This window comes from Phocaeicola plebeius, from assembly GCF_003437535.1.
In the GTDB taxonomy this organism is placed as follows: Bacteria; Bacteroidota; Bacteroidia; order Bacteroidales; family Bacteroidaceae; genus Phocaeicola; species Phocaeicola plebeius_A.
In genome coordinates, this window is sequence record NZ_QSQT01000022.1 from 33,566 (window position 1) to 50,185 (window position 16,620).

Annotated in this window: 14 protein-coding genes; 8 read left to right on the forward strand and 6 right to left on the reverse strand. The window is 41.6% G+C overall.

The window, feature by feature from the left end; all coding sequences use genetic code 11:
* Genes mraY through rsmH form a run of 5 tightly spaced genes read right to left on the reverse strand, consistent with a single transcriptional unit; the run spans position 1 to position 6,141 of the window.
* Positions 1-1,269: a phospho-N-acetylmuramoyl-pentapeptide-transferase gene (mraY, locus tag DXD04_RS11820; protein WP_117673447.1), complete on the reverse strand. Its 1,269-nt coding sequence runs from the start codon at positions 1,267-1,269 to the stop codon at positions 1-3.
* 17 nt (positions 1,270-1,286) lie between these two features.
* Positions 1,287-2,744 (reverse strand): UDP-N-acetylmuramoyl-L-alanyl-D-glutamate--2,6-diaminopimelate ligase, encoded by a 1,458-nt coding sequence (locus DXD04_RS11825; protein ID WP_117673449.1) that lies wholly within the window; start codon positions 2,742-2,744, stop codon positions 1,287-1,289.
* Between the two features lie 6 nt (positions 2,745-2,750).
* Complete coding sequence (locus tag DXD04_RS11830) at positions 2,751-4,874, reverse strand: penicillin-binding protein (RefSeq protein WP_117673451.1); 2,124 nt, start codon at positions 4,872-4,874, stop codon at positions 2,751-2,753.
* A 1-nt stretch (position 4,875) separates the two neighbouring features.
* Entirely contained in the window at positions 4,876-5,223 is a 348-nt protein-coding gene (locus DXD04_RS11835; protein ID WP_022054665.1) for an FtsL-like putative cell division protein, read from the reverse strand.
* A 3-nt stretch (positions 5,224-5,226) separates the two neighbouring features.
* Positions 5,227-6,141: a 16S rRNA (cytosine(1402)-N(4))-methyltransferase RsmH gene (rsmH, locus tag DXD04_RS11840; protein WP_117673453.1), complete on the reverse strand. Its 915-nt coding sequence runs from the start codon at positions 6,139-6,141 to the stop codon at positions 5,227-5,229.
* Between the two features lie 266 nt (positions 6,142-6,407).
* On the opposite strand from rsmH, the gene glsA reads away from it, so the two are divergent.
* Both glsA and glsB read left to right on the forward strand, forming a co-directional pair.
* Positions 6,408-7,226 carry a lyso-glycine lipid O-acyltransferase GlsA gene (gene glsA / locus DXD04_RS11845; protein WP_022054667.1) on the forward strand — a complete coding sequence of 273 codons (819 nt, stop codon included), beginning with the start codon at positions 6,408-6,410 and terminating at the stop codon, positions 7,224-7,226.
* 28 nt (positions 7,227-7,254) lie between these two features.
* Positions 7,255-8,244: a glycine N(alpha)-acyltransferase GlsB gene (glsB, locus tag DXD04_RS11850; RefSeq protein ID WP_007559941.1), complete on the forward strand. Its 990-nt coding sequence runs from the start codon at positions 7,255-7,257 to the stop codon at positions 8,242-8,244.
* A 9-nt stretch (positions 8,245-8,253) separates the two neighbouring features.
* Here glsB and DXD04_RS11855 read toward each other — a convergent pair whose 3' ends face one another.
* Positions 8,254-9,585 carry a deoxyguanosinetriphosphate triphosphohydrolase gene (locus tag DXD04_RS11855; protein WP_117673455.1) on the reverse strand — a complete coding sequence of 444 codons (1,332 nt, stop codon included), beginning with the start codon at positions 9,583-9,585 and terminating at the stop codon, positions 8,254-8,256.
* Positions 9,586-9,723: 138 nt separating this feature from the next.
* On the opposite strand from DXD04_RS11855, the gene dut reads away from it, so the two are divergent.
* From dut to DXD04_RS11885, 6 genes are all read left to right on the forward strand, one after another.
* On the forward strand, positions 9,724-10,158 hold the full coding sequence (gene dut / locus DXD04_RS11860) for a dUTP diphosphatase (protein ID WP_022054670.1): 435 nt from the start codon (positions 9,724-9,726) through the stop codon (positions 10,156-10,158).
* A 10-nt stretch (positions 10,159-10,168) separates the two neighbouring features.
* Positions 10,169-11,953 carry a tetratricopeptide repeat protein gene (locus DXD04_RS11865; protein WP_117673457.1) on the forward strand — a complete coding sequence of 595 codons (1,785 nt, stop codon included), beginning with the start codon at positions 10,169-10,171 and terminating at the stop codon, positions 11,951-11,953.
* The gene (gene lolB1, locus DXD04_RS11870) at positions 11,950-12,783 is read left to right on the forward strand and encodes a lipoprotein insertase outer membrane protein LolB1 (protein ID WP_239474278.1); all 834 of its coding nucleotides are present in this window, start codon (positions 11,950-11,952) and stop codon (positions 12,781-12,783) included. Before DXD04_RS11865 ends, lolB1 begins: the two co-directional genes overlap by 4 nt.
* A complete protein-coding gene (locus DXD04_RS11875; protein ID WP_117673459.1) occupies positions 12,780-14,090 on the forward strand; it encodes a murein hydrolase activator EnvC family protein in 1,311 nt (436 codons plus the stop codon). The genes lolB1 and DXD04_RS11875 overlap by 4 nt, the downstream gene beginning before the upstream one ends.
* Positions 14,091-14,553: 463 nt before the next feature.
* Positions 14,554-15,171: an RNA polymerase sigma factor gene (locus DXD04_RS11880; RefSeq protein ID WP_259299550.1), complete on the forward strand. Its 618-nt coding sequence runs from the start codon at positions 14,554-14,556 to the stop codon at positions 15,169-15,171.
* A gap of 167 nt (positions 15,172-15,338) precedes the next feature.
* The gene (locus tag DXD04_RS11885) at positions 15,339-16,424 is read left to right on the forward strand and encodes a FecR family protein (RefSeq protein ID WP_117673463.1); all 1,086 of its coding nucleotides are present in this window, start codon (positions 15,339-15,341) and stop codon (positions 16,422-16,424) included.
* Positions 16,425-16,620: the final 196 nt, after the last annotated feature.

Sequence of the window (16,620 nt, forward strand, 5' to 3'; positions counted from 1 at the left end):
TTATCTGATTTTAAGTGTGATTATCGTAATTGCTGCTAATACAATGGTTACAATCCAGAAGCGGACTGTAATCTTGGACTCATGGAATACGCTGTGAGGGCGTGTGATCAAATAAGTACAGTTCGGGTCGAGCTGTGCCAGTGTCGTACGGAAATGGTCGTGAATCGGTGAACGCTTGAATATGCGCTGTTTGACTCCTTTTTTCTTACCGCGCTGGAAATACTTTACCTGAAGAATAACCGACAGGTTCTCGACCAGAAATACTCCACATAGAATAGGAATTAATAACTCCTTGTGTATGATGATGGCAAATACGGCGATAAGTCCTCCAATAGTAAGACTTCCCGTATCGCCCATGAATACTTGTGCAGGGAAGGCATTGTACCATAAGAAACCAACCAGTGCTCCAATGAAGGCACAGATAAAGATTACCAGTTCCTCACTTCCTGGAATATACATGATATTCAGGTATTCTGCATATTCTATGTGACTGGATACGTAGGCCAATATTCCTAAGGTAACTCCAATAATGGCCGAGTTCCCGGCTGCCATTCCATCCATACCATCGTTCAGGTTGGCTCCGTTGGAAACGGCTGTGACCACAAAAATAGTGATGAATACAAAGACAATCCATCCGGCATCCTGTGCATGCTCTCCTAAGAATCCTACAAAATCAGCATAATCCAAGTTGTTGTTCTTGAAGAAGGGGATTGTTGTCTTGGTTGATTTCTCATCCACAGGTTTATGGACCACGTCAACTACACGACCGTTTTGTTGGATTTCAATGTTCTCTCGTATTACTACATCCGGACTCAGGTACAGAGCCAGGCCGACAATCAGTCCGAGACCTACCTGGCCGATGATTTTAAATTTGCCATGAAGTCCTTCCTTGTCTTTCCGAAAAACCTTGATATAGTCATCCAAAAAGCCTAAAGTTCCGAGCCATAGGGTGGTAACCAGCATCAATATCATATAGATGTTATGCAATTTACCTAATAACAGGCAAGGAATCAGAATGGCTACGATGATAATGATACCTCCCATTGTCGGGACACCAACCTTATTGACGTTAAAAGGGTCAATAGACGCATCTCGCTGCGTCTCTGTAATCTGCTTCTTTTTGAGCAGGTTAATGAAATATTCTCCAAAGATGGCAGAAATCAACAAGGAGAGGATGACAGCCATTAATGAACGGAACGATACGTATCCGAACATTCGTGCTCCCGGAAAATTGAATTGCTCTAAATATTGAAATAAATAATATAACATTGTCTTGTCTCTGTTTTTTAAAGTTCTCCTTTGAATATTTCCTCCAATACCTCTTTGTCGTCAAAATGTGATTTGACACCCTTTACATCCTGATAAGTTTCGTGTCCTTTTCCGGCAATCAGGATGACATCTTGCGGTTGGGCCAACATACATGCGGTACGGATAGCTTCTTTGCGGTCGACAATGCTGATAACTTTTTTCATGTCGTCCTTGCTAAGTCCCGCTAACATGTCATTGATGATGTCTTGCGGCTCCTCGAAGCGTGGATTATCAGAAGTGATAATTACTTTGTCACTTCTTTGAGCAGATTCTTTTGCCATTAAAGGACGTTTCCCTTTGTCACGATTTCCTCCCGCACCTACTACTGTAATGACTTGTCCTCTTCCTCTTAACACTTCATGAATGGCTTCCAATACGTTTACTAAAGCATCGGGTGTATGTGCATAGTCAACGATGGCTGTATAGCCTTTGGGAGAACGTTTGGCATCGAAGCGTCCGGAAACAGGGCGAAGCATACTCAGTTTTACCAATATATCTTCCGGGCGTTTCCCTAACAGGCAAGCTGCTCCATATACAGCCAGCAGGTTGGATGCATTGAAGCGTCCGATAAATTGCACGTTAACTTCGCGGTTATTAATGTCAAGCAACATTCCGTCAAAACTGTCTTCCAGTACTTTGCCTTTGAAGTCACAAAGAGAATGTAATGAATAGGCAGCCACTTTGGCTTTGGTGTTTTGCGTCATGACCGTACCGTTCTTGTCATCTAGGTTAGTCAGTGCAAAAGCTTGTTTCGGAAGATTGTCAAAGAATGCTTTCTTTGCTTTCAGATAATTTTCAAATGTCTTGTGGTAATCCAGGTGATCACGGGTAATGTTCGTGAAAATGCCACCGGCAAAAGTCAGACCACTGATACGTTTCTGTACAACAGAATGTGAACTGACTTCCATGAATACATATTTGCATCCTTCATCAGCCATACGTCCCAGCAACTGATTCAGTGTAATCGGGTCTGGAGTAGTATGGTCAGTAGGGATGGCCTCTCCGTCAATGTAATTGCACACTGTAGAGATTAATCCGGCCTTATATCCAAACAAGCGGAACATATTATATAATAAGGTAGCGATGGTCGTTTTTCCGTTAGTACCAGTTACTCCTACTAATTCCAGTTTGGAAGTCGGGTCTCCATAGAATGTAGTAGCAAGTTTGCCAACAGCTTCTTCTGTGTCTGACAATTGTACATAAGTCACATTAGATTCTATGTGTACAGGCAGTTGTTCACAAACAATTACTGTGGCTCCATTCTCAATGGCTTTGGAAATATAGTTATGTCCGTCAGCTTGCGTTCCTTTTACGGCTACAAACATGAATCCGTTTTTCACCATGCGAGAATCCATGTGAATACCATTTACCTCCAGGTTGGTATCTCCTATGATTTGCTGTGCGTTGACAGCTTTTAGCATATTCTCAAGTTTCATTGCTTTCTAGTTTAATGTTAATGTTATTGTTTGTCCTTTATGTAAATAAGAGCCTGCATTCAGGCTTTGTCTGATTACCTTTCCTGTACCAGATAAGCGTACACGGAGTCCTTTGCTTTCCAATAAATAGACTGCGTCCTTTGCTCCCATACCTCTTACGTTAGGTACTAAATTCTTTTCCGTATTTGTTCGCTTCAGTTCTGCATAAGTCGTTGTGCAGTTCGCTTTGCCCCAGATAGGAGTACTGCTTTTCGGTATGCTTGAACTATTACTCTGAATATTCAGATTCTGTAATACATAAGATGCTTCGCGCAAGTCTCCATTCTTTACTTCAGGAATAATAATTGAAGTTGAGTCTTTTGCTGAGGCTAAATCCTGATACAGATGCTTAGCATAAATACGTTCAGCAATCCGGCTGAATACGCTACCAGCTTGCAAACCTCCTGATGCAGGACCATGCGGTATCTGAATGGATACCATACAACTGTATTTAGGCGCTTCAGATGGGAAATAGCCGCAGAAGCTGACTAAGTAACTTACTCCTCCAGCTTTGTATCCAGCTTTCCCTTGAGAAACCTGGGCGGTACCTGTTTTTCCGGATACACTAAACTGCTTACTTCCGGCAGGCTTGGCCAGTCCTTGAGAAACCACCTTTCGTAGAATCCCTTGAATCATGGTCAGAGTAGTGTCCGAACAGATTTTAGGATTTACAATCTCTGTCGGGAATTCTTGTATGATTTCTCCATCTTTTGCGATAGCCTTTACAAACTTAGGCTTGACCATGACTCCGTTATTGGCTATGGCATTGTAAAAATTCAGCATATAGATAGGAGGAATCATCGTTTCGTATCCGATACTCATCCAAGGCAAAGAGGTCTTGGCGAAGTATCGTTCTTTAGGCCCCAATATACGAGGACTTGCTTCTCCTACGAAACCTAAATTTAAAGGTTTGTCAATGCTCATGCGTTTCAGCCCATCTATAAATTTCTGTGGATTGTCTCCGTAAAATTTGTCAATGATGCTTGACACGCCGACATTGGATGACACTTCCATGATTCTGGTTACATCTATTTTTCCATATCCGCCTTTATACCAGTTCCAGTCCTTCATGTTGCTTCCGTGCATATTGACCACACCATTGCCCGTGTCTACCATGTAGTCAGGGGTGATAAATTTATCTTCCAGTGCGACCATGATTGAAGCCGTCTTGAAGGTAGAACCCGGTTCCATCAAGTTACTTACGGCGATATTTCGCATTTCATAATAGTTCCCGTCACCTGCTCGGGTCATGTTTACGTTAGCTTTTACTTCTCCAGTTGCTACATCCATGACAATGGCTACACCAAATACCGCTTCAAGATTCTTTAGCTGGTCTACAAGAGCCTTTTCGGCAATATCCTGCATGTCGACGTCTATTGTGGTAATTATATCACAACCGTCTACGGCAGGTTTGTCGATGATGTTCAGATATTTGTTCATGACTTTCTGACGGTGAGTAATACCATCCTGTCCTTTCAAGATAGAATCGTACGTCAACTCTATTCCGTTCTTTGCTCCCAATGTTACATCCGGATACATATCGCCTAACGTACGTGCCGCCAATGAACCGAATGGCTTTTTGCGCTGGTTGAAAGCCAGTTCATGAAATCCTCCTTTAAATTTACTTAAGTTGAATACGGGCAATTTCTTGGCTTCTTTGTATTCAATGTAAGAAATACGTCGTGGATAGAGAAGATAGTTCCGGCTCTTCTGCCGTCTGCCTTTCAAGATGTGCTGGCGAAATTCCTTTGCACTTTTATCAGGAAAGATTTGATGAAGCCCTTCGCATATTTCCGTCAGGTGGTTCATCAGCATGGTGTCTTTTGTTTCTCCACCTGCCTTGAAATCCATGTAAATCTTATACTCCGGCAGACTGCTGGCCATCAGTTTCCCATCTGCAGAAATGATATTGCCTCTGGTGGGATGGACAATGACATTCTCTTTGATGAAACGGTCGGCCACATCCTTCCAGTATTGTCGCTCTGCAAACATGATAATTGCTGCTTTTGCAATAATTGCAATAGCCAGCAATGCCATGATGAACATAATGAGCGTATATCGTAATATGATATTTTTTTGTCCTGGTACCATTTTAATCCTTGTTTTTTATTAGATAGGGTGGTGTGGAAGCTGTTTCCAGTGGAGTCCCTTCTGCAGAAATATACTCTTCAATGCGCGACTGGCGGCTTTTCTCCGTCAGCTCAGAGGAAATAGTCAGTGCGTCATATTTGGTATCGATTAATTCCTTTTTCAAGCGGTCTATTTCAATCATTTCCTGCTGACTGGAATAGCGGTTGTCTATGTACAGGATGACAAGAATCATAATCAGTATGATTAAGTTAGCTTGTTTTCTCATCAGGTGTACCAGTACTTCCCCTCCTAATATGCTTCTCCAGGTAATATGTGGAGAATCTTGTGGTGTCATCTCTTGGTGTTCCATGTGTTACTTCTTTTCTGCGATTCTCAGTTTGGCGCTGCGTGAACGTGGGTTACGCTGTATTTCGTCCTCGCTGGGGATAATAACCTTGTTGTTGATTAACTTGAATGGAGTTTCTACGTTCCCGAAAAAGTCCTGTTTAGCCTTTCCTTCAATGTTACCCGTTTTCATGATGTTTTTCACCATGCGGTCTTCCAGTGAATGATAGGTTATGACTACCAGTCGTCCTCCGGGCTTGAGAGCTTCCGTTGCAGCATAAAGCATTTCTTTCAGCGCTTCCATTTCTTGGTTTACTTCTATTCGAAGAGCCTGAAAAACTTTTGCTAATTCTTTCTTTTCTCTTTCTCTTCCGTAAAGTGGTTTTACAATCTCAATGAATTCCCCTATGGTCTCCACTGGCTTTTGTGCTCTGGCCTTTACAAGTGTGGCAGCCAGTTTACGACTGTTTTTCAACTCTCCGTAAAGATAAAACAGGTCAGCTAGCTTTTCCTCCTCATACGTATTGACAATATCGGCGGCAGTAATGCCTGCACGTTTGTTCATTCGCATGTCCAGTTTTCCGTCAAAGCGGAAAGAAAAACCGCGTTCAGAGTCATCAAAATGGTGAGATGAAACACCTAAATCGGCTAAGATGGCTTCTACTTCTTCCACTCCGTAATAGCGAAGGAAATTGTGCAGGTAGCGAAAATTACTTCTGACAAAAGTAAAACGTTTGTCGTTGATAATATTTCTTTCCGCATCGGCATCCTGGTCAAAGCTGAACAGCCGGCTCTTACTGTCCATGTTCCGTAATATTTCTCTGGAATGTCCTCCTCCTCCGAATGTGACGTCCACGTAAGTGCCTCCAGGTTGAAGATGCATGCCTTCAATACTCTCGTGTAATAGTACCGGTATATGATATGTAGACTCTGTTTTCTCCATGCGATTTTCTTGTAAATTCACCTTATTATATATTCAAGCGGTAAAATTAGAAATTTCCATAGAATCACGCATCATGTTTTCTATAGAAAATTTGAATAAGTTATCAACAGGTTACTCTTTCTGTGCAAAACAAGGAAGAAACGTCAAAGATTTGTCTTAATGAAATTAGTTCTGCAATTTTTTTTGTCTGTATAAGTGTATTTTTTGTCATAAAATGAGTGTCTTTTCAAAAGATGAGTTACTTTTGCAAAGTAAACTTTTGTAGAATGGGTGAAAATTCAATATTTTTAATTGACATTGACAAAGTATTGAGAGACAAAGCAGGGAAAAAGGCTGACCGCATACCGCGTTTTTTAGTGTCATACTTAAAGCATATTGTGCATCAGGACGAAATTAATGTGTTCCTGAAAAGTGTTGCCGACAAGACCGGTGTGGATTTTCTGGAGGCTTGCATGGAATTCCTTGACATTAAGCTGGAAGTGAAAGGGATAGAGAATCTTCCTTCCGATGGCTTATGCACGTTTGTGTCTAATCATCCTTTAGGAGGACAGGATGGTATCGCCTTAGGCTATATATTGGGCAAGCATTACAATGGTCGCATAAAATACCTTGTAAATGATTTGCTGATGAATCTTCATGGGTTAGCTCCATTGTGTATTCCTATTAATAAGACTGGGTCTCAGTCGCGCGATTTTCCTAAGATGGTAGAGGCTGGATTCCGCTCTGATTCTCATATTATTATGTTTCCGGCTGGCATCTGTTCCAGAAGGCAAAAAGGAGTGATAAAAGATTTAGCCTGGAAGAAAACCTTTATCTCTAAAAGTGTGGAAACACAACGGAATGTCATCCCGGTGCATTTCGAAGGAAGAAATTCTGATTTTTTCTACAATCTGGCCAATCTGTGTAAATTTTTAGGGATTAAGTTTAATATAGCCATGCTTTATTTGGCTGATGAAATGTTTAAAAACCGTCATAAGACCTTTAAGGTAACAATTGGCAAACCGATTCCATGGCAGACGTTTGACAAATCACGTTCGGCAACGGAATGGGCGGACTATGTAAGAGAGTTAGTTTATAAACTGTGAAAAGAAAATACGATTTAATCATTGGATTATGGAAGATATAATTGCTCCGATTGACAAGGAAGTTCTAAAATCGGAACTAACGGAAGACAAGCGCTTAAGATTTACGAACAAGAGCAACAACGAGATTTACATTGTTACATGGAAGAATGCGCCTAATGTGTTGAAAGAAATTGGGCGTTTGCGTGAAATTGCATTCCGTGCCGCTGGAGGGGGAACCGGTAAGTCAATGGATCTTGATGAATATGACTTGATGGAAAATCCTTATCAACAATTGATTGTATGGGATCCTGAAGCCGAAGAAATCCTGGGTGGCTACCGTTATCTGTTAGGAGATGAAGTGGAATTTGATGCCGACGGCAAACCTTTGCTGGCAACAGCTCACATGTTCAATTTCTCCGAGAAATTCCTGAAAGACTATTTGCCTACCACGATAGAATTAGGACGCTCTTTCGTGACGCTTGAATACCAGTCTACTCGAGCAGGTTCAAAAGGACTGTTTGCCTTGGATAATTTGTGGGATGGTCTGGGAGCGTTGACGGTTGTCATGCCGCAGGTAAAATATTTCTTTGGAAAGATGACCATGTATCCCAGCTATAACCGCTTCGGACGTGATATGATTCTTTATTTCCTGAAGAAACATTTCAATGATAAAGATAAGTTGATTACCCCGATGCAGCCTTTGCTGATTGAAACCGATGAAAAGGTACTTGAGAAGCTGTTCTGCTACGATACCTTTAAGGAAGATTATAAGGTGTTGAATACAGAGGTGCGCAAGTTGGGATATAACATTCCCCCTTTGGTGAATGCCTATATGAGCTTGTCGCCGACCATGCGTATGTTCGGTACGGCGATTAATGATGGCTTTGGCGATGTGGAAGAAACCGGCATCTTGATTGCTGTGGATGAGATTCTTGAAGAAAAGCGTGTGCGTCACATCGAATCTTATCTGCGTGAACATCCGGAGGCTCTGCAGATAACTTCTGGAGCCAATCCGGTGGTAAATAAAACGCAGAAATAATAATATTCTTTATAGAGCAGGCAGGCTGTTCCCGTTTATTTTTCGGTATAGGTCAAGTGCATAGACATCTGTCATACCGGAAATATAATCGAGTACAGCCTGAATTTTTTCATATAAGGTAGGAGCCTGGATATGATATTGGCTGGACACTCGGTTGATTAACAACTGGGAATACGCCTTTTCCGGGTATCTTACGGCTTCAATCATTAAGTCGACCAGCGTGGTAATTACTTGGTAACCGGCCAGTTCAATGTCGACTACATCTTTCGAGCAATAAATCTTTTCAAAAGCCGTATGTGAGCAGTTCTCATAAGCCTCTCTGACTCTTGAACTGAGCTTCTGAATCAACGTTCCTTGAAATTCACCTTTTAGAATTTCCTCTTCGTGCAGAATAAAGGTGCGTACACATTCACTGATTAATACTCCGATGGCCGATGAACGCAGGTAGGCTATTTGCTCGTTGGTATCGTCCACCATTTTGCATATCGATTGAATATGGCCTAACTTTTCGGGTGCAAAGAAACGTAAATACAATTCTTTGGTCTCCTGTGTAGTCAGTATTTTCAGTTTATGCGCATCTTCTATGTCCATCATCTGGTAGCAGATGTCATCTGCCGCTTCTACAAGATACACCAGCGGATGGCGGCAATACTTCAATGGCTCTCCTTCCTTGCTAATCTTTTTAAGTCCCAGTTCATGAGCTATCTTCTGAAAAGCTTCTTCTTCGCTGGTGAAAAATCCGAATTTCTGTTTGCTTCCGGCCAGTTGCGAGGAAAAAGGATATTTCACGATGGCAGCCAGCGTGGCATACGTCAGTACAAAACCGCCGGGGCGTCGTCCCTGAAACTGATGGGTGAGCAAGCGGAATGCGTTGGCATTTCCTTCGAAGTGAGTGAAGTCATCCCATTCCTTTGCTGAAAGATATGCTTGTAAGGTCCGTCCTTTTCCTTCGGAAAAATACGTGCCGATGGCCTTTTCTCCCGAATGACCGAAAGGAGGATTTCCCAAGTCATGCGCCAGGCAGGCGGCCGATACAATGGAGCCTATTTCTGAAATATGCGTATCATGCAGTTCCGGATGAAGCTTTAATAGCTCGGATGCGATTTTATTGCCGAGCGAACGCCCTACGCATGAAACTTCCAGGCTGTGTGTCAGTCGGTTGTGTACGAAGATACTTCCCGGTAAAGGAAAGACTTGTGTCTTGTTTTGCAAACGCCGGAAAGGAGCTGAGAATATCAGGCGGTCATAGTCACGTTGGAACTCTGTACGGTCTTCTTTTCGGGCTTCATGAAGATTCTCCAGACCGAATCTTTTATTTGATAGCAATTGTTTCCAGTTCATAATGTAACTCCTTTGTGATGTGGTACTTAAATTTAAAGAAGCTCTAAAAGTTAAGTGCAAAAATATAAAAAAATGGTAAACGTAACTATTAATTCTGTGGATTGTGTAACTTCGCAACTTCATAAAAGCATAAAATAGATGAAAATACAGATTATAAATACTTCCCGGCATCCGTTGCCGCAATATGCTACTCCACAGTCGGCTGGAGTAGATCTTCGTGCGAACCTGAATGAACCGATTGTGTTGAAGCCTTTGCAGCGTTGTCTGGTACCCACCGGATTGTTTTTGGCGTTGCCACAGGGGTATGAGGCTCAGGTGCGTCCGCGTAGTGGACTGGCTATCAAAAAAGGTATTACCGTATTGAATTCTCCGGGAACCATTGATGCCGATTATCGGGGAGAAATCAATGTGATATTAGTCAACTTATCAGCTGAAGAGTTTGTGATTGAAGATGGTGAACGTATAGCACAGATGGTGATAGCTCGTCATGAACAGGCTGAATGGGAAGAAGTGGAAGTGTTGGACGAAACGGAGCGTGGGGCAGGAGGATTTGGTCACACAGGAACCGTATAAACCTGAATGTATGAAAAAACTATTAGGAATCATCGGGATGGTTTTCCTGCTGTTTGCCTGTGGTACCACCGGAAAGCAGCATTCGGCAAAGCAAAACTTGGCAAATGAGGAAAGGGATACCTTGTCATACGAACAGCGCAGGAAGTATAATTACTTTTTTCTGGAGGCAGTTCGCCTGAAGCAGAAGGGAGAGTATGATGCTGCGTTTGAACTTTATAAGCACTGTCTGGATATTTATCCGGGTTCCGCTCCAGCTTTATATGAGATTTCCCAGTTCTATATGGTCTTGGGCCAGGAACAGAAAGGCGAAGAAGCGCTGAAGAAAGCAGTACGTTCGGATGAATCAAATTTCTGGTATAAACAGACTTTGGCGGCTTATTACCAGCGGAAGCGTGATTGGGCGAAAGCCATTGCCGTGTATGACGACATGGCACATCAGTTCCCGTCCCGATTGGAACCGCTGATGGCATTGGTCGATTTGTATAATCAGACAAAAAGCTACGCACAGGTAGTTTCTGTGTTGAACCGTCTGGAAGAACTGGATGGAAAGTCTGAGCAAATCAGTATGGAGAAGTTCAGAATGTACCTGCTGATGGATAATCAGGAACAGGCGTTTAATGAAATTGAAAGTCTGTCGAAAGAGTATCCGTATGATTTACGCTATCAAACGATTTTAGGCGATGTGTACCTGAATAACGACAAGCCCGAGGAGGCTTATGCGGTTTACCAGCGGATTTTAAAGGAAGAACCGGGATATGCACCGGCTTTGCTATCAATGGCTTCTTATTATAAACAGTTGGGTAAGGACAGCCTGTATCGTCAGCAATTGGATACCATTCTGTTGAATGAGGATGTGGAGTCGAACACTAAGATGGAAATCATGCGTCAGCTTATCCTTCAGTCGGAACAGACCACGAAGGACAGTACACAGATTGTATCCTTGTTCAAGGAAATCTTGGACCGTCCGCAGCAAAATGCCGATTTGGCCATGCTTTGTGCACAATACATGATTACAAAGCACATGGAAAAAGAGTCTATACCTGTACTGAATCAGGTTCTGTCGCTCGATCCGGAAAACAAGCCTGCACGCTTACAGTTGCTCAGCTATGCTATTCGTGACAATAACCTCGATGAAGTGATTCGTGTGGCTACTCCTGCGCTGGAATACAATCCCGATGCCATGGAGTTCTACTATTATTTAGGCTTGGCTCATTATCAGAAAGAAGAAACGGATAAGGCTATGGAGATTTTCCAGCAAGGGCTGAAGCAGGTAAATGAAAAGAGTGATAAAGGAATTGTCTCAGATTTTTATGCCATTTTAGGAGATTTGTACCATTCTAAGGAAATGAAAGCAGAAGCTTATGCAGCCTATGATTCTTCATTGGTTTATAATCCGAACAACATCGGTACGCTCAACAACTATGCTTACTATCTGTCTGTAGAACGGACCAATCTGGATAAAGCCGAGGAAATGAGTTACAAGACCGTAAAGGCAGAACCTGAGAATGCGACTTATCTGGATACTTACGCCTGGATTCTGTTTGAGAAGAAACGCTATACCGAAGCTCGTATTTATATCGAACAGGCCATGAAGAACGGAGGAGACAGCAGTCAGGTGATTGTGGAACATTGCGGTGACATTTATTATATGTCAGGCGAAAAGGAAAAAGCGCTGGAATACTGGAAAAAGGCGGATAGCATGGAGAATAAGGAAGAAGACGGAGCTACTCCGCGTACAGAAGCTGAATTGAAGCGCTTGAAACGTAAAATCGCATTGAAAAAATACATAGAATGAAACGGTTTATTTACTGGGTATATGTGGTGTGCCTGATTGTATTGGCCTCTTCTTGTCGTTCTCTGCGTCATGCAGAACGCGCCCCGATGATTGGTGGACTGAAAGGAGAAGAGTATCAGGAAAAGGTAATTTCCGGTCTTCCTCACTGGAATTGTGTGACAGGAAAGGTCGCTTTGAACCTGAATGTAGACGGGGGGAAGAATACGAAATTATCGGCTACGCTCCGAATGAAGAAAGGAGAAGTCATACAATTGTCGGTGGCTCCTTTGCTGGGCATTGAAGTGGCACGTCTGGAAATTTCTCCAGACCGTATTTTAGCCGTCGACCGCCTTCACAAGCAGTATGTGGAAGTTTCTTTTGATGAGTTGAACCGGATGGCCGATCTGAATCTGAGCTTTAATGTGCTGCAGTCTTTGTTTCTGAACGAAATCTTTTTGCCGGGTAAGGAAACCGTTGAGGTGTCCGATTTGCATCGTTTCCGGATGACATCAGAAGGAGACCGTGCTCTGTGGGAAGTAAAAGATACCCGAAAACTGGCCTACCGTTTCCGGACTACGGCCGATAAAGGATGGCTTGAAAACACTTCTGTGGCCCTGTCTGGCACTCCGTATGCATTAAGCTGGACGTATGGAGATTTTGGGAAATTAGGTACGGCTTATTTCCCTCAGCATATATTGGCAGAGTTGCAGGGGACTGGAAAAACTTATAGTCTGGACATGAAGCTTTCCCGTATGTCGGTGGGAGAAGACTGGGAGACGCGGACAAGCCTGTCCTCCAGATATAAGAAAATAGAATTAACAACCTTGCTCAAAATGTGGTTGGAAAGATGAAACGTTTTGTAGTCATATCTTGTATTTGCTTTTGCGTTTGTACGCTTGCTGCTCAAACTACTCCGAAGATTCGTCAACTGGAAAAACAGCGTAATGAGCTGAAACAACAGATTGCCGAATCGGAAACCTTGTTGCAGTCTACCAAGAAGGATGTGAAAAGTCAGCTGGGAAACCTGGCTTTACTTTCAGGGCAAATAGAGGAACGACAAAAATACATTCAGACCATAGAAAATGATGTAAAGGCCATTCAGCAGGAGATTAGCCGTCTGGAGCGAGATTTAAAGAGTCTGCAGAAAGAACTGAAAGAAAAGCGGCAAAAATATGAATTATCTGTAAAATACATTTATCGGAATAAGTCTATACAAGACAAGCTGATGTTTATTTTCTCAGCCGAAGATTTCGGGCAAATGTACCGGCGTTTGCGGTATGTGCGTGAATATGCCGATTATCAGCGTTTGCAAGGCATTCAGGTACAGCGGAAGCAAAAGCAAGTTACCGAAAAGGCCAATTCTTTGAAAAACAGCCGGAAGGCGAAGGAAGACTTGCTCAAGCAGGGAGAAGCGGAGAAGGCTAAGCTGGAAGCACAGGAGCAGGAACGCAAGCAGATTTTGTCAGGCTTGCAAAAGAAACAGCGGAGCATTCAGTCGGAACTGGCTAAACAGCGTCGTTCAGCGGATAAACTGAATGCGCAAATTGACCGTCTGATAGAAATTGAAATCGAAAAAGCTCGTAAGCGTGCGGAAGAGGAAGCTCGCCGTAAAGCCGAAGAGGCTCGTAAGAAAGCGGAAGCTGCAAAGGGCAGTACCGAAACATCATCGTCGGCTAAAAAAGAGACAGCGAAGACTTCTGTCGAGAAGTTAGAAGCTTATAAGGTGGATTCGGAAGACCGTCGCTTGTCAAGTAACTTTGAGAAAAATAAAGGAATCCTCCCAGTGCCAATTACCGGACCATACGTGGTGGTAGGACATTATGGACAGTATCAGGTGAAAGGACTTCGTAATGTGAAGCTGGACAATAAGGGAATGGATATTAAAGGAAAGTCGGGTGCCAATGCCCGTGCTATCTTTGACGGTGAAGTTTCGGCTGTCTTCCAATATAATGGCCTGACCAATGTGCTGGTACGTCATGGAAGCTATATCTCCGTTTATTGTAACCTGTCTACAGTGCGTGTCAAGAAAGGCAGTCTGGTACGTGCCCGTGATGTGTTGGGAGAAATCCATACCAATGCAGAAGGAGAAACGATTTTGCATTTCCAGTTGCGTAAGGAAACGGTGAAACTGAATCCGGAACTTTGGATACATCGTTAACAATCGTGCGGATATAGAATGGGGAGTCCTGGTTTTATTAGCCAGGACTTTTTAGTGTATAAACTCTTCAATATAGGGATATGATGGCGCATTTCCTATATGTGTACTTACATAAAAAGGAAAATTTTAGTGCAAATTCTCTGTTTCACACTGTGAAATATAAAAACCACACTGTGGGATACATATTTCACACTGTGAGATACAAATACCACAGTGTGAAACAGAGAATTTATCAGAGCGTTGTGAGGAATGTACTAAGGCAACTTTGATTAGGGCTGATTGAGTTATGATTTTAAACCATAGTAAATGAAAATTACTATACTTCACTGTAATAACTTTAATACTTTTATCGTGGCGTTCCGGTTTCTCAAAAGATATATTTATTTTTATATTGAATTCACGTTATTTTCTATGTATTTTTGTAATAAAGTTATGAGTTGCATAGTAGTAAGACAATAGTTTGATGAAGAATCATTATTTTCAGATGGATGACAGGGCATTGTGGTTAGAGTTGCGTAGTGGTAGTCTGATTGCTTTGGAGGTTATATATAGAAGATACTATTCATTGCTTCTCAATTATGGGATGAAATGTACTCCTGATGATGATATGGTTCGCGATTGTATTCAGGAGCTGTTTGTGAAGCTGGCTAAGAGTTCAAATCTTTCGGATACGGAATATCCTCGCTCTTATCTTCTGAAGTCGTTGCGCAATATGATTAATGATAAGTCTACTTCAGCAAGGTCTCAGGTAGAATGTTTCTCATTTAATGATGAGATTTTTTCGGATATTATGGATGATGATTCTTTTGAAAAGATTTTTGGAAACAGTGATGAGGATCTTCGGAAGAAGAAGGCACTTGTCCAGGCACTTTCTCAACTTACCTCTCAACAAAAGCATATCCTTTATCTTCGGTATATAAAGGGGCTATCTCATAAGGAAGTAGCTGAGGCTATGGATATGAATGTACAATCTTCAATGAATCTATTGTCTCGTAGCGTTTCAAAACTTCGTGAGATTCTTGCAACTCATTCGATAATGTGTATCACATTCCTTCAGTGGATGCAAATTATTTTAAAATAGTTTCTTGATTATAGACTCCGATATATATTTTGATGAATATATATCGGATTTTTTTTCTTTTTATATTATCCTGAAAGACATTGTGTTATAAAAAATCGCATAAAAAAGTCATTAAAAGTGAGTAGGTTTTTGTTATATTATCGTATTAAAGATAAAAGGCAGAAATAATGAGTAGAGAAAACAATATATCATACTTTAGGAAATTAATTTATTATTTTAAATCGTGTGAGGTATCACCAACGGTTGATGAAGAAGACAGATTGTGGAATAATATAATGTCTGAAATCAGTGCTTCTAGACGTCGGAGAAGATATGAGTTAAATAGATGGCGTATCTCCTTAATTTCTTTGGGAGTAGCTGCGATGCTTTCAGGAATAGTCTGGATACTTCAGGATAATAACAGAAATGAGTTGCACGCTCTTTATGTAGCCTATCAGGCAATGGATGTCAGTACGCATATAAAGAGTGACAAGGTGAAGATTCTGACTGGTGAACAAGAACTGGTTTCTGTAGATAATGGTGCGAGAATAGATTATACAAAATCTGATGAGAAACTTGTTTTAGGAGATAGGGAAGTTGCGATGCCTGATGATGCAGCATATCACCAGCTTGTGGTTCCGAATGCTAAACATGCATCTTTAGTTTTGTCAGATGGCTCTGTTCTCTATGTGAATGCAGGTACACGCGTGGTTTATCCTGATAAATTCAAGAAAGACTATAGAGAGATTTTTGTGGATGGTGAAGTCTATATAGATGTGGTAAAAAATGAAAAAGCTCCTTTCAAGGTTCATACTACCTCTTGTGATATAGAGGTTTTAGGTACGTCTTTTAATGTTCAGGCATATAGTAGTGATACCAATGCGGAGGTTGTATTACTTCGCGGTTCTGTGAAACTTAAGGATAAACATGAGGAAGAGTTGCTGTTGCAGCCTGATGAACTGGCTGTGATAATGGGCAGTAGCATAAAAGAGAAGAAGCATGTTAATGCTTCAGACTATATATTGTGGACGAAAGGTCTTCTTAAACTTGATGCTACACCTCTTTCTGCTGTATTTAAACGGTTGGAAAGATACTATGGAGTTAAATTAGCATATCCTGAAGAAATGGAGAGCATGAAATTATATGGTAGTCTTGATTTGCAATGCTCACTTGAAGAAGTGCTTCGCCGTATAAGTTTGACAGCTCCTATTTCTTTCCAAAAGATGGATAACGAGATAGAGATACATATAAACAACGTTCATAAAAATAACTGACTTGTGAATCAAGAAATATAAGTCGGATAAATATTAACCCAATAAAATCTGTATACTATGGTTTTAATGAATTATTACTCAACTTAAGAAAAGTCATTGTCTTTTTTTATTTGAAAAAGGATGTATGAAGAAGATTTTTAACCTTTTAATTTAATAACAAACATGGAAAGCAACAAAAAGATTTTCAGGAGTAATA

What these genes read in the sequence shown, in the direction of transcription:
- mraY (WP_117673447.1), bottom strand. Translation starts at nt 1,269, where the DNA reads ATGTTATATTATTTATTTCAATATTTAGAGCAATTCAATTTTCCGGGA.
- DXD04_RS11825 (WP_117673449.1), bottom strand. Translation starts at nt 2,744, where the DNA reads ATGAAACTTGAGAATATGCTAAAAGCTGTCAACGCACAGCAAATCATA.
- DXD04_RS11830 (WP_117673451.1), bottom strand. Translation starts at nt 4,874, where the DNA reads ATGGTACCAGGACAAAAAAATATCATATTACGATATACGCTCATTATG.
- DXD04_RS11835 (WP_022054665.1), bottom strand. Translation starts at nt 5,223, where the DNA reads ATGGAACACCAAGAGATGACACCACAAGATTCTCCACATATTACCTGG.
- rsmH (WP_117673453.1), bottom strand. Translation starts at nt 6,141, where the DNA reads ATGGAGAAAACAGAGTCTACATATCATATACCGGTACTATTACACGAG.
- glsA (WP_022054667.1), top strand. Translation starts at nt 6,408, where the DNA reads ATGGGTGAAAATTCAATATTTTTAATTGACATTGACAAAGTATTGAGA.
- glsB (WP_007559941.1), top strand. Translation starts at nt 7,255, where the DNA reads ATGGAAGATATAATTGCTCCGATTGACAAGGAAGTTCTAAAATCGGAA.
- DXD04_RS11855 (WP_117673455.1), bottom strand. Translation starts at nt 9,585, where the DNA reads ATGAACTGGAAACAATTGCTATCAAATAAAAGATTCGGTCTGGAGAAT.
- dut (WP_022054670.1), top strand. Translation starts at nt 9,724, where the DNA reads ATGAAAATACAGATTATAAATACTTCCCGGCATCCGTTGCCGCAATAT.
- DXD04_RS11865 (WP_117673457.1), top strand. Translation starts at nt 10,169, where the DNA reads ATGAAAAAACTATTAGGAATCATCGGGATGGTTTTCCTGCTGTTTGCC.
- lolB1 (WP_239474278.1), top strand. Translation starts at nt 11,950, where the DNA reads ATGAAACGGTTTATTTACTGGGTATATGTGGTGTGCCTGATTGTATTG.
- DXD04_RS11875 (WP_117673459.1), top strand. Translation starts at nt 12,780, where the DNA reads ATGAAACGTTTTGTAGTCATATCTTGTATTTGCTTTTGCGTTTGTACG.
- DXD04_RS11880 (WP_259299550.1), top strand. Translation starts at nt 14,554, where the DNA reads ATGAAGAATCATTATTTTCAGATGGATGACAGGGCATTGTGGTTAGAG.
- DXD04_RS11885 (WP_117673463.1), top strand. Translation starts at nt 15,339, where the DNA reads ATGAGTAGAGAAAACAATATATCATACTTTAGGAAATTAATTTATTAT.